At 54.3% G+C, this 13,535-nt stretch carries 6 protein-coding genes; 1 reads left to right on the top strand and 5 read right to left on the bottom strand.

Annotated elements, in window-relative coordinates; translation table 11 throughout:
• Nucleotides 1-22 precede the first annotated feature (22 nt).
• The 3 genes from PSR63_RS25900 to PSR63_RS25890 are packed head-to-tail and all read right to left on the bottom strand — an operon-like array spanning nucleotide 23 to nucleotide 3,749.
• A complete protein-coding gene (locus PSR63_RS25900) occupies nucleotides 23-1,048 on the bottom strand; it encodes an arginine N-succinyltransferase (protein ID WP_274328908.1) in 1,026 nt (341 codons plus the stop codon).
• A gap of 29 nt (nucleotides 1,049-1,077) precedes the next feature.
• Nucleotides 1,078-2,475, bottom strand: a complete 1,398-nt coding sequence (locus PSR63_RS25895) for an aminotransferase class III-fold pyridoxal phosphate-dependent enzyme (RefSeq protein WP_274328907.1) — start codon at nucleotides 2,473-2,475, stop codon at nucleotides 1,078-1,080.
• A gap of 35 nt (nucleotides 2,476-2,510) precedes the next feature.
• Entirely contained in the window at nucleotides 2,511-3,749 is a 1,239-nt protein-coding gene (locus PSR63_RS25890) for a hydrolase (protein WP_274328905.1), read from the bottom strand.
• A gap of 129 nt (nucleotides 3,750-3,878) precedes the next feature.
• Between PSR63_RS25890 and PSR63_RS25885 the strand changes: the two genes are divergently transcribed.
• Nucleotides 3,879-5,522 (top strand): Glu/Leu/Phe/Val dehydrogenase dimerization domain-containing protein, encoded by a 1,644-nt coding sequence (locus PSR63_RS25885; RefSeq protein WP_274328903.1) that lies wholly within the window; start codon nucleotides 3,879-3,881, stop codon nucleotides 5,520-5,522.
• A gap of 9 nt (nucleotides 5,523-5,531) precedes the next feature.
• On the opposite strand, the gene PSR63_RS25880 is transcribed toward PSR63_RS25885, so the two are convergent.
• Nucleotides 5,532-6,341: a DUF1338 domain-containing protein gene (locus PSR63_RS25880; protein WP_274328901.1), complete on the bottom strand. Its 810-nt coding sequence runs from the start codon at nucleotides 6,339-6,341 to the stop codon at nucleotides 5,532-5,534.
• A 150-nt stretch (nucleotides 6,342-6,491) separates the two neighbouring features.
• Nucleotides 6,492-13,160 carry a tandem-95 repeat protein gene (locus PSR63_RS25875; protein ID WP_274328900.1) on the bottom strand — a complete coding sequence of 2,223 codons (6,669 nt, stop codon included), beginning with the start codon at nucleotides 13,158-13,160 and terminating at the stop codon, nucleotides 6,492-6,494.
• Between the last annotated feature and the right edge of the window lie 375 nt (nucleotides 13,161-13,535).

The raw sequence follows: 13,535 nt of genomic DNA, 5'->3' as shown, positions 1-13,535 counted from the left end.
TGAGAGGTCTCCTGGGGCCGGTTCAACAAGATGCTTTCAGGGGAGCGAAGCGAACCGTCTGACCAACGCTGACTTGCAAATCTTCTGCCAATTGCGACTCGAGTACGAGTCCGTCAGGCGTCTGGGCGACCTTGCCACCACTGGCCCGGAAGAAGCTGTCCTTCGCCGAGACAATGGCCGGTAGCGCGCCTTCTCCTAACGTGGATTCAACGGACACAACTGGCAGTTCGCGACTCTCCTTCACGGTGCGGATATTCGCTTGTGAGCATTGAAGTACCGGGCCCGCTTCGAAGATGTCGACCATGTCATGGTATGCGAAACCTTCACCCTCTAAGAGTCGCCGAGCCGGGACGGTATTGGGGTGCACCTCGGCCACCGAAGCCTGGGCCTCAGGGGAAAGCAAGTCGAGGTAAACAGGATGGCGAGGGATTAGTTCTTCAATAAAGTCTTTATTGATGAGGCTCAGCATATCGGCATTGGGAAAGTCGATGCCGAAGAAATGGACGCCCAACGCCTCCCAGAACGGGCTGTGCCCCGCTTCATCGACAACGCCACGCATTTCGGCAATAACTTCCTGCTCGAATAGCTTCGGGTACTCGGCAAGGAACAGAAAGCGTGATAGCGATAACACGCGGCCATTTCCTCCGCCGCGATACTCGGGATGCAGAAAAAGACTGCCGATCTCCGTCGGCCCGTCATGGTTCTTGAACAGGTGCAAAACGCGGTGTTCGTGCTTGCTGCCGAGAGTCTTCGACTGCTGGATCTCGGTCTCGAGGCGAAACGCGTAGAAAGGCTTGAAGCCACCAACCTTCGATACAATGCCACACGTACCGACCACTTTTTGCGAAGCAGTGTCTTCCATAACGAACAAATAGAGCTGTCCTTGCGGATCGGCGTCGTTCAAGTCTTCGAATGCTCGCAGACTTTGCCGCACCCGTTTCTCGAAGGTCGCTCGATCTTTCGGAAGGGTCGTGAGCCCGTACTTGGTCAGCTGAGCCAAGTCATGCAGTTGATCGAGATCGCGTTGTTCTACAGGCCGAATGAGCATAGCGACTCCTTCGAGGACGTAGGTGGTTGCTAGGAATTCAATTCCGGAGACAGCAGGACACTTTCCAGGATGTCACAGACGTTCTCAATTTCGTCATCAGTCAACGAAAGAAATGGAGGCAGGAACCGTACGCGTGCTGGTCCCGCTCCGGCGACAAACGCGATCACGCCTGCTTCGTACAAGGCATGCAGTACTTTCTTCGCAGCGTCGGCAGAGCCATCCAGCGGCGTAAAAGCAATCATGCCGCCAATGCCCCACGGGCCTTGTATGCGGTCTGGGGCTTTCGCATGAATTGCCTCGAACCGTCTCACAAACCTACTGTGTATATCGGCAATGCGACCCTGAGGACCATAGAAATTGCCTTCAACCAGTTTCCGCAAGATCCAGCGCGCAGTAACGATCGCAGTCGTGGAGGAGGTGAAGGTCTGACTCAATAGTCCTGGCTTCGGATTGAGCTCTTGGCGAAAGAACGTCGCACATATCTGAGACATTTTGCCCACCGTGACGACGTCGGCGAATTCATCGAGTTCGAGCATCTGAAACGCGAACGGGGCGTATGTTCGGCCGAACGTTTGAATCTCGTCGAAGAAGACGGGAACCTTGTGTCTCTTGAGCAGTTCGCAGAGCGAAACAAAGTACTCGCGTGGCGCGCTATAGTAGCCCCCTTCTCCTTGCACGAGTTCCATGATGAAGCCGCAGTGCGCATCCGGATAACGTTGGAGATACCTTTCAACGATTTGCAGTGTCTCCTGGGTGCTCTCCTCGGGACGACTGGCATCAAAAAAGGGAACGTAGTCGACCGGTACCGTCAGAGGCTGACCGACCCGGTTCTTAGGGCGATCGGTAACTTGGCCAGTCAGGTGCGTCCGACCAGCAAACGCGTTTTGGAATGCCAAAATGCGGCTTGATCCGACTTTGTGTTGGAACAGAACTTTGATTGCGTTTTCATTGGCCATGGCTCCACTGCTGGATAAGAAGCAATGATTTAGCGAAGCCCCGTGTTGATTGGCGAGAGTGACCAGTTGTTTGCTCAGCAGTAGTGATTCGGTGTTCTGTTGGAGATTTCCCTGCATGACCGTATCCGAGAGCACCGCAGGAATGAGTTCTGGCAGAAGATCCGTGTTGGCATGTCCCATCGCGTGGACGCCAATACCGGTAATCATGTCGTATTTGACGCTTCCATCCGCTAGTTCGACAAGCGCCCCCTGCCCTGCTCCACTTCCGAGGTATGGAAAGAACAGCGCGTTGCCGCGCAGCTGAGCGAATACGTCTAGCCACTTCTGGTAAGGCTCGGTGAGTTCCGGGATGGGACCGCGGGCAGACAGCTTGGCAGAATGTTCTGCCAACGCGGCGGTAAGAAGTTCCGTTGCCTGGGCGACACGGGGATCAGACAAAAGCTGTTGGGCAATCAGGGATTTGGATTCCATGGGGCCTCCTTAGCAGATGGGTGCTGTACTTCATTTTACGCCTTGGTTGAAGTCCCGGCCTGTCGAAATCTTTCGGCAAGGGTTACCAAAGTGAGGAAGGTGAGCTGCGTTCGCTGGACCAAACTGTCGCAGTGCATGTATTCCTGAGGGGAATGGATATTGCCCCCGCGGACGCCCATCGTATCGATATTGGGCACACCGAGTGCTGCCAGGCGGTTGCCATCGCAGACGCCGCCGGTCGACTCCCAGGAGAAATCAATCCCAAGTGTCTTGCCACTGGCCTGAACAGTCTTGAGCAATGATTCATATTCTTCGGTCAGCGGTTTGGGTGGGGCGAAGAATCCACCATGTCGTATCAAGGTAATCCCGTCTCCCGTTTCCTCGACAATTCGATCGAGCGCCGCATTGAACGGAGCCTCGATGTCCGCGGATGGATAACGGATGTTGAAACGGACGACGGCCGTGTCTGGTACGACGTTGGTGGGACCTCCGCCGTCAATTTTGGCGACATTGATTGTGGTGTCTTTCCAGCGCCCATTCAGGGCATGCAGCTTCTGGGTGACATGGGCCGCAGCAACTATTGCGTTACGCCCCTTATGAAACTCACGTCCTGCGTGCGCCGCTTGCCCTCGGACGACAATCTCAAAGTTGCCCGATCCCTTCCGCTGCCCCACAAGACTACCGTTGGGCAGACAAGGTTCGAACAGCAAACCAAAATCGACTCCTTCACTATGAGTACTGAAGACCTCGCGAGAAGCAGGCGATCCGATTTCTTCGTCGCTATTGAGAATGACCTTCCATCCCAGGTTGAGGTGACCGGTTGTTTCGACGTATTCCTCAAATGCTTTGAGTGCCCATAAAAGGACAACGAGGCCCCCTTTGGCATCGGCCACGCCGGGGCCGTGAAGTAGTTCACCCTCTTGCTTTACATTCTGAAAAGGAGATTCGTTGGGATAGACGGTATCCAAATGAATCGACAAGATCGCCTGCTGGGGAGCACCCGTGCGGCAAACTCCTAATAGGACGTCGCCAATAGGGCGTTCTTTCAAGTCGCCATGTTGGTTAACAAAAAGCTGCGGCTCGACAGAAATTGCATGGGCATCGTCAGAAAAGGTCCGAAGATCGTCGAGTACGAGATCGCCTAGCTGGCGAAGGCCTGCCAGGTTGCTAGTGCCAGAATTGATAGCTGCCCATCGCACCAGTTGGTGAAGCATTTCATCCCGCTGTGTTTGAATGCGGGATAAGATGGTTTGAACTTCCGATTCCAGTGCCATGGCCATCCTGCCGAAAAGAGTTAATAGAGATTTTACGCGCCATTGGGTATTTTACGCCATAGAATGTTAGCGGACGCGTGTCGATTTTTACCCTGTCGCCACCCCAGCCGACTTTGACAGGAGCCAGCGATGTCGGAAATTCTTGTTCTTGTCGTTGAAGATAACCCGCTTCAAGCCAAACTGATCGAGGAACTTCTTTCCGAAACGGGCGATACCAAGTTCACGATTTTCAGCGTCGAACGCTTGGAGTCAGGCCTCAATTACCTGTCGCAGAATCGCCCCGATGCCATTTTGCTCGATCTCACGCTGCCTGATAGCGAAGGGCTTCCGACGTTTCTGCGGATGCACGAGGCGGCCGGCAACATTCCAGTCGTCGTGCTGACAGGCAATGACGATATTTCTCTGGCTGCCAAGGCCGTAGAAGCAGGTGCCCAAGACTACTTGATTAAGGGAAAGATCGATGGACACCGCCTCGCCCGTTCATTGAAACTGGCCGTTAAGCGAACGCATGCTGAGCAGCAAGAGTGGAATTCTCCCATGCTGCACCTGTCTCAACAGCAGTTTCTTAAAGCGGCTCAGATTATGAGCCTCGACGAGAACTTGCGAGAGCGTCTCTTATTCCCTCAACGGACACTTGTGGTAACGTTGCCGTTTCGAAGAGATCGCTACACCCATGTCGAGACGGTATTCGGCTATCGAGTTCAGCATCTCTTGACAATGGGGCCAACCAAAGGGGGTATTCGCTATCATGAAGATGTCGGTCTCGGCGAAGTGTCTGCCTTGGCGATGTGGATGACTTGGAAGTGTGCGCTGATGCGTCTTCCGTTTGGCGGGGCCAAAGGTGGTGTCCGCATCGACCCCACCGTGTTGACCAGCCACGAGATGCAGCGTTTAACGCGGCGTTACACGATGGAAATCATCGAAATGATCGGACCCGAGAAGGACATTCCCGCACCGGACATGGGTACCAACGAACAGGTGATGGCTTGGCTGATGGACACATACAGCCAGCAGCTTGGCTATTCGGTTCCGACCATTGTCACCGGTAAGCCAGTGGCCTTAGGCGGATCGTTAGGCCGCCGCGAAGCCACCGGCCGAGGTCTTGTGTATGTCATCGAAGAAGCCGCCAAGGTAATGGGGCTGTCGATGCCAGGAGCGACGGCGGTCGTTCAGGGCTTCGGTAATGTCGGTAGCAATACAGCGCGACTTCTGGAAGAACTGGGTACCAAGGTCGTCGGCGTTAGCGATGTGTCGACTGGCCTCTATAACCCGAAAGGACTTTCGGTGACCGATTTGCTGCAATATGTGGCGGATAATCGCGTGCTGAAAGGGTACCCGCACGCCGACGAGGTCTCCAATCAGGAGTTGCTTGAGCTTAAGTGCGATATCCTGGCACCTTGTGCTTTGCAGAATCAGATCACGGCCAGCAATGTCGAGAAACTACAGTGCAAGATGGTCGCGGAAGGTGCCAACGGTCCTACAACCCTCGAAGCCGACGAGATCCTGAAAGAACGAGGAGTCTTCGTGGTTCCGGACGTTCTCGGTAATGCCGGTGGTGTCACCGTCTCTTACTTCGAGTGGGTTCAGGGAACTCAGAACTACATGTGGACGCTGGATGAGATCAACTCGCGACTCAAGAAGATCTTGGTCGATGCCTTCCAGCGGACGCTTGGTCGGAGTGAGAAGCAGAACCTCGACTTCCGTACTGCCGCATTGATCGAAGGTATCGAACGAGTCGCCGAAGCCAAGCTACGACGTGGCCTGTTCCCGTAGTATTGGCTGCTAGTTTTGTAGCTTCTTGTCAGTGCTCTCGAATATCTTGTCGGCACTTTTGGCAACGAAGCCTTCAAAGAGAGAGCCATCAGGGAGAGGATACCGCCGGGCAAATTCGTAGTAACAGCCCGGCACGGCATGCACTCCGTCCTGGAAGGGAATCTCCACGACCGAAGCGACTGTCGAAGATTGTTCCAGGTAGACCTCAGGCGAGCCCTTGATGGCTCCGCCTTCTTGATTCAAGGCAAACCCTTCTTGAATTAGCAGTGCGTTGAGATCCTGCAGCGAATCGATGGTTGTCAGGGCATTCACGAAGACAGTGAAATGGTTTGCGCAGAACCCATGGGCGGCCATCCAGGCGGCATATTCACTTTGCTCACTCAACTTCTCATAGTCAGCAAACGGCACGTTCCAAAGTTGTCCGGAAGTGCACAGCGGCTCCGAGAGTGTATTCACGTCCGGCAGTTGCTCAAGCATTTGCGTTATGATGTCGCGAAATTCGCCGGAGAACTCGTCTAATAGCAATTCGCTGATAAAGACTTTCGGGAACGCCTGGTCACTGTGTTGATAGTGCCTGGCGAAAAGCTTCTTTGCTTCGAAATGGTACTCTTCCCCAGCCTCGTAGCCTCCTTCGAGAAAAGGAACCGCCAGTTGGTCGATACCTATTCGAGGATCCTGAAACGTCCTGAACGCGATGTGATCATTCACGATCGTCTCGCCGCGGTCCGAGAGCAACTTGTGGATGAGGTCGGCCTGGGGATTGATCATCCGATACGAATCCCAGAGTCGGTCAATAAGCTTCTCAATTTGATGACTCATAGCGATCTCCTTGGCGTGATGTACCACTCTCAAGAATTCTAGCCTGATCGCCGTTCCGAGCAACTCATCATTCTGGAGTTTACCCTGTGACCGGTTCGGCCGGTGGCCTAAAGCGGTGTCCTTGCACAGGACCGCCGTGTCAAACTGTTATCAATCTATGGGCCAAATGGGCGCGAGGGCGAACTCGTCGTCATCATCGCTCTCGACGGCACGCGAGGAGAAGTCAAAGACATCGTCGTCCTGAACCGCGACATCCACAAGTCGCGGTTCCCACGAAACGTTGGAGAAGAGCCGTGCGTGAGGTAGATGATCAACCCGGATAGTACGTTGGACTGTAGATTCAGAATTCTCTTCGATAAAGGACTTTTCAGTATCGTGCCGGGACTCAGGGACAAGTGTCGAATTGGTTACCTGAGGTGAGCTAACGCTTAGCTGCGCAGGAAATTCAGAGCCTTGATCGATCAATGTGATTTCGTTGGGCTCTGATTCGAGTTGGGCGGCAGCGAACACGCCGATCAATTCTTCTGCGGGCTGCGACGTTGCTGCCTGAGTCACAAGTTCGCTCGTTAGGCCAGGCATCTCAATATCAGACTGGGATACTTTCGTGAATCCGTAATACCGGATGAACAAAGCAAAGTCCTGCAGTGATACCTTGCCATTGCGGTCGAAATCATATCGATATGCCTCTGGCTTGCTCTGGTCAGCCGTATGTCCATAGAGACTGATGAACTCAGCGAAATCAGACAGCCCGATTCGACCGTCGTCGTTTGTATCGTAGATGACCGGGGCTATAGAACCGGGAACCTCAGACGCGAATAGAAGTGGAACGCCGCCGACGGTCTCAGCGGCATTAACGGAAAACCCGAGATTATCTTCACCTTGGGAATATTCTCCGTCTGTACCGGACGTCAGGCCTGCCAGATTGGAAGTATTGGGTGAAAACGAGAGCGTCCCCAGGTAGACATGATCACCGATTTGAACGCCAGAGAGATCAATGCCTGTGAGCGTAATTCGCGTTGCCCGGTCAGTGTTGACGACATCGCTTTCAATTTGGGCCGCTTGGCCTACATGTTCGATGATGACTGGGGCCTCAACCAGTTCCGTTGAAGAAACGATATCGATGACCAGGTCGACCGATATCTCATCGAATGCTTCGGCAACGGTTAGCCAAAGTTGTCCGCCAACGCTCTGCCACTCGTGTAATACGGGAGGCTCTTCGCCAAATGTTGGTGGCGAGGCGTTGCTGACCCCGCCGTCAAGCGCAGCCAACGACAGGGATACGACGCTATCATTTTGCGTGGCAGAGACAGTGACTGAAACGGTCCCGGTTGCGCTACCGCCATTGCCATCTGCGATGTTGTAGGTAAATGAATCGCTTCCGTGAAAGTCAACATCGGGCGTGTAGGTAATCGTCCCGTCCGGGTTTATCTGGGTCGTACCAGAGGCGGGGTCACTTGCCGAAGTAACGCTTGGTTGATCACCGTCAACGTCGCTGTCGTTCCCAAGGACAGTGATGACAACTGGCACGCCTTCGTCGGTCTGCGCTGAGTCATCCAGAGCGACTGGAGGATCATTGAGCGGATTGACCGTGACATTGACCGTCGCCGTGCTCGGTTGCCCGCTGGTGTCCTGGATTGTGTAGGTAAACGAATCGCTGCCATGGAAGTTGGTGTCTGGGGTGTAGGTGATTGTCCCATTCGCGTTCACAACAACCGATCCGTTGGTCGGATCACTCGCCGAAATAACGGTGAGTATGTCCCCGTCGATATCGGTGTCGTTGTCTAATACGGCGATGTCAACAGCCGTATCTTCATCGGTGGTGGGCGAATCGTCACTGGCCTCAGGGTCATCATTGATTGGATTGACGGTGATGGTCACAGTTGCCGGATCCGAGTCGGCAATTCCATCGTTGGCCAGATAGGTGAAGGTGTCACTGCCGTTGAAGTGGGTGTCCGGCGTATAGGTAAATGAACCATCGCTATTGAGCGTCAGGTCACCATTGTCAGGGCCGTCGACCAGAACCGCAGTAAAGCCGTCGCCATCAATGTCGGAATCATTGCCTAGCACGCCTGCCGCAGGAACAGTCAGTGAATTATCTTCATCGACCGAGTAGCTATCGTCGTCCGCAGCTTCCGGCCGATCGTTCACCGCGTTTACGACAATCGTAACGGTTGCTGTATTTGAGTTGGCAGTACCGTCATTTGCTTGGTACGTAAAACTGTCGCTGCCGTTGAAGTTCGTGTTTGGGGTATAGCTAAACGAACCATCGCTATTGAGCGTCAACGATCCGTGGGACGGGCCAGCCACGACCGCCGCGGTGAGCGAATCACCATCGACGTCCGAGTCGTTTCCTAAGACCCCGGCCGCAGAAATGGTCAGCGTCGTATCCTCATCAACGTTGTAATCGTCATCCGTGGCCTCGGGTGCGTCAGCTGTTGGATTGACCGTCACCGTCACCGTAGCCGTATCCGATCCACTATTGCCATCATCAATTTTATAGGTGAACGTATCGGTCCCGTGGAAGTCGGGATCGGGCGTGTAGGTGATCGTGCCGTTGGCATTCACCACGGTCGTCCCGTTGGCCGGCTCACTGGCCGAGACCACGCTAAGCACATCGCCGTCAATATCACTGTCGTTATCCAACACGGTGATATCGACGGATGTGTCTTCATCGGTTGATGCCGAGTCGTCACTGGCCACCGGAGGATCGTTTACAGCGCCGATGGTGACGGTAACCGTTGCGGTGTCCATTTCGCCATGGCCATCATCGATGGTGTAGGTGAAGGTGTCACTGCCTTCGAAGTTGGTATCAGGCGTATAGGTAACCGTCCCGTCTTGGTTGATCACGACCGATCCATTCGCGGGATCGCTCACGGAAGCAACTGTGGGTGAATCGCCGTCGACATCCGTGTCGTTGTCCAAGACCGAGATGGCGACGGAGACGTCCTCCGTCGTTGTCGCGGAATCGTCGACAGCGATCGGGGCATCGTTGATCGGCAGCACGGTGACCGTTACTGTGGCCGTGTCCGATTTGTCGCCATCGGTAACCAGGTAGGTAAACGTATCGGTGCCGTGGAAATCGGGATCTGGCGTGTAGGTCACCGTCTTGTCAGGGTTCTGCTCGACGCTTCCGTTGGTTGGCCCCGTTTCGATTTCGATACTCAGCGAGTCCGATTCGGTGTCTGTATCATTCGCCAAGAGATTGATCGTGACGGGCGTATCTTCATTCGTCGAAGCGGAGTCATCGGTGGCAACGGGCGCGTCATTAATCGGATTCACGGTAATGGTTACCGTTGCCGGATCCGAGTCTGCGGAACCGTCGTTGGCCTTGTAGGTAAAAGTGTCGGTTCCGTAAAAGTCAGCATCGGGGGTATAGGTAAACGAGCCGTCTGTGTTGAGTGTTAACGTTCCATTAGCAGTGTCTGACACGAGTATGCTGTTAAGCGAGTCATCTTCGACATCGGTATCGTTACCCAGCACGCCAGCGGCGGGAACGGTCAGCGTACCATCTTCATCCACCGAGTAGCCATCGTCGGTCGCAACGGGAGCATCGTTAAGGGCAAGGACCGTAACCGTCACCGTGGCCGAATACGAACCACCGTTGCCATCGCTTATCGTATAGGTGAATTCATCCGTGCCGTTGAAGTTGGCGTTGGGGGTGTAGGTAATGGTCCCGTTAGCATTGACCACAGTCGTGCCATTGGTTGGAGTGCTGGCCGACTGGACGGTCAACTTGTCGCCATCGATGTCGCTGTCATTGGTTAAGACAGAAATGTCAACGGCCGTGTCCTCGTCGGTGGATGCCGAATCGTCCGCGGCAACCGGCTCATCATTAATGGGATCGACCGTGACCGTTACCGTCGCCGTATGCGTTTCGTTGTTCGTGTCGGTGATGGTGTAGGTGAAAGTGTCTTCACCATGAAAGTCCTGATTCGGCGTGTAGGTGACCGTACCATCCACGTTCAGGACCGCAGTGCCATTGGCGGAATCGGAGACGGATAACACGCTGATTGTGTCGCCATCGACATCACTATCGTTATCGAGAACTGACACAGTGATCGGTGTGTCTTCATCGGTAGTCACCGGATCGTCCTGGGCAACGGGTTCATCGTTGGTCGCGTTAACCGTGATGGTCACCGTCGCCGTATTCGAGTCGTAACTGCCGTCATTCGCCAGGTACGTAAAGGTATCGGTGCCGTTGAAGTTCTCGTTGGGTGTGTAGGTAAAGGACCCATCCGGATTGAGCGTCAGCGACCCATTGGTCGGCCCGGTCAATAGTGAGGCCGTCAACGGGTCCAGTTCGGTATCGGTGTCATTGCTGAGAACGCCCGCTGCCGAAACATTGAGTGTTGTGTCTTCGTCAATCGAGTATGAATCGTTAACTGCCTGAGGCGGAGTACCTACTGGGGCGACTGCCTGGATAGCCGCCCCGGAAAGAAAGACATAGTCGCCGCCTGTGTTAGAGATGGTGATGACGATTTCACCACTACTGTCGGCGGTCGCACGAACGGCGTCGTCTTCTAAGGGCCTGCTGGGACTGGCAACGGCACTGTTGACGAGCAGGTCAGAGCCAGTCTGTGAGGTATCCATGATGAAGGGGAACGGATTGTTTCCTCCACCAGAAATCGTGACGGTCTGGATCGCAATGTTGGAATAGGGTTCTGACAAAAACAGATACAGGTCGTAATCAGCCAGTGGAACGAGATCTGACCAGGTGAGTACGATGGAATTCGCGGCAAAACGAATACCGTCCAGGCCTGACAAAGTCGGTGAGTGATCGGGCAAATTGGGCGGTGGACTAGTCGTATCTGTATTGGCGCCACCACTGGTATTGATAGTGAGGTCAACCGATGAAGTCGCACCGTCTTCGCGAATCAAGTTGGAGTTAGAGCTGGAGAAGATACTTGTGATGGTTGTCCAGTTGGTGGGTGAGGAACCGGTGTCGTCGAAGTCAACGCCAATCAGCGGCTGCAACTCGTCGTCGGCAATGGTGACACTGATCGAATTGATATCCATGTCCAGGGGATAGTTGGAATCACTGCTCGACGAGACGCTGTGCGTAATCGATCCGTTGTGAATGCCTTCTTCAACTCCGTCGTCAAAGCCGCGGACATGGATGGTCTGGGGCGTTGTGTCTGAACGAGTCACGACAACGCTTGAGGCGAAGTTCACGCCATCGAGACTAACCTCTGTCTGGGAATCCGCATTGACCGTGATATCGACGGGACCGCTGGGAGTCGTATTCAGGGCAAGGGTATACGTGTCGACCGTCTGACCGCCCACAACTCCTGCTTCGCCGATCAGCGTCGTGCCGCCGGATTCGGTCACTGTTACGCCGGGAAGACTCGCATTGCTTGTGATACTGAAATCGGCATCAGAGATATCGAAAAACACGTTGCCGATGGCACGAACACGGACTCGAGCCTGGGCGATGTCAATGTTGGGGACATCGATCGTGAAAGAACCATCGTTTGACGTCGAAGCCGCCAGCGTAATGCCATACGTGTAGCCGCCGTCGTCGGAGAGTTCGATCGCCACATTGGCAGCATTGATTCCATTGGCCGTCGTTCCGGCGACATCCCAGGTGATCGTCTGCGACTGCCCGCCGATCCAAGTTGATCCGCTGTTCGTGTTGGTCAGCTGGAAAGGCGATCCCGTAGCGACGACAGTTATCAGCGTATCGTCCGAGTTCACCCCGCCGTTGCCATCACGCACCGTGGCACGGAAGTTAATATCGCGATCGGTCGTCGGAAGCGCCTCGCCGATTGCTGCCGTATTGACGTTGTTGATGATGTCGTCAAGCAAAGGAAAGGTTCGTGACGGGTCGGTTGTCGGTACGAAAGAGCGAAACAAGGGACTACTGCCATTATCGAACAGCGGCAGACTCATCGCTGGACCGAGGTCCAATTGTTCCCACGTATAGGTAAGTGTGTCCGACGAATCGGCATCCGATCCGGAAGCAATCAGTTGAAAAGTCGTTCCAGCAGGGATGGTGTAGTCCGAACCTGCAGAAATTGTGGGTATGCTGTTTCCAGTTGGAGTCGTGGAACTCGGAGCACCGCTACCGGCCAAGAAGGTCTGGATCTCTTCAAAGCTTGCCGAGTGGAAGTAATCGTCTTCCTGATCCTGGAGATTGTCGTTACCGCTGCCGTCGGCAGCGATACCCGCGTAACTCATCAAGGTAGAACCGCTTGCTGGCTCGTAGGCGCTACTGGCACTTCGATTCCCGGCTGTTGAACCGTAAGTATTCCCATTGAACGTGTGCTCTGCATTGAATTGGTGCCCGATCTCGTGCGCGACCAGGTTCACAAAGTTGGTTCCAACAGGTGCAGCGAATAACGAAACGCCACGTCCTTTCCAATTCGAATTGTTGACGACCCCGAGCCCGGCTAGGCCACTTCCGCCGCTGGATACGGTTCCGAAGACATGCCCGATGTCGTAGTTCCCCACACCAATGATGGAGTTGAGAATCGGCGTGTTCTGGCCGATCATCGTGCTGGCGTTACCGTTGGTGTAACCATCGGTAGACGAGTTAGTAAAGATGGTGTTGGTGCCGCTCACCAGATCGAAGTGAATAGCTAGTTCGCGCTCGAAGATCTCGTTGAGTTCTGCGACCGTATCTTGGATAGCAGCCAGGGCGGCATTCTGGTCACCAAAATAGGCGGTGAATTCGGCAGTCGCGGCGATCGCAATCCGATAATTCTGGAATTCGTCACCGACCGCGATGTTGTTGCCAACCGTTGCCGAAAGTACCAATCGTTCTTCAAGTGCTTCACCAGAAACAATGCAAGTCACGCACGGGTGAGTGTGCTTGGACAAGCCAAGTCGCTGCCTGCGTCTGCTTTTACGCTTAGGCGAGGATAGGAACAGGCTTGGCAACCAAGGGGCGTTGAACATCAAAGGAGACCGGGGGATTAGCGCGGGTGTTGAGATGTTAAGAAGAAAAGGAGGACCATTAAGAGTGCCCTGGCCAGGCATCAATGGCCGATTGGCAAAGCGTTAGTGGTACCTGTTTTGTACCACAAACGTCTGAAGAGGGCATTTGGCGGTTCTAGTTGTCCTATCCGGCAAGGTCCGCCGTAATGGGTACCGTCGATTAACCATGATCCGTCACCTCAGCCAATTTCCTAAGAAGGAACCGTTGCTTCGCCATGACCGGGGTTATTGTCATGCACAATTGAGATCGGAAATATT

It is taken from the genome of Bremerella sp. P1 (genome assembly GCF_028748185.1).
In the GTDB taxonomy this organism is placed as follows: Bacteria; Planctomycetota; Planctomycetia; order Pirellulales; family Pirellulaceae; genus Bremerella.
This window is presented reverse-complemented; position numbering and strand designations above follow the sequence as displayed.

Bases quoted from the DNA above. Each gene is read 5' to 3' on its own strand.
- PSR63_RS25890 (WP_274328905.1), bottom strand. From the start codon at position 3,749: ATGGCACTGGAATCGGAAGTTCAAACCATCTTATCCCGCATTCAAACA.
- PSR63_RS25885 (WP_274328903.1), top strand. From the start codon at position 3,879: ATGTCGGAAATTCTTGTTCTTGTCGTTGAAGATAACCCGCTTCAAGCC.
- PSR63_RS25895 (WP_274328907.1), bottom strand. From the start codon at position 2,475: ATGGAATCCAAATCCCTGATTGCCCAACAGCTTTTGTCTGATCCCCGT.
- PSR63_RS25900 (WP_274328908.1), bottom strand. From the start codon at position 1,048: ATGCTCATTCGGCCTGTAGAACAACGCGATCTCGATCAACTGCATGAC.
- PSR63_RS25880 (WP_274328901.1), bottom strand. From the start codon at position 6,341: ATGAGTCATCAAATTGAGAAGCTTATTGACCGACTCTGGGATTCGTAT.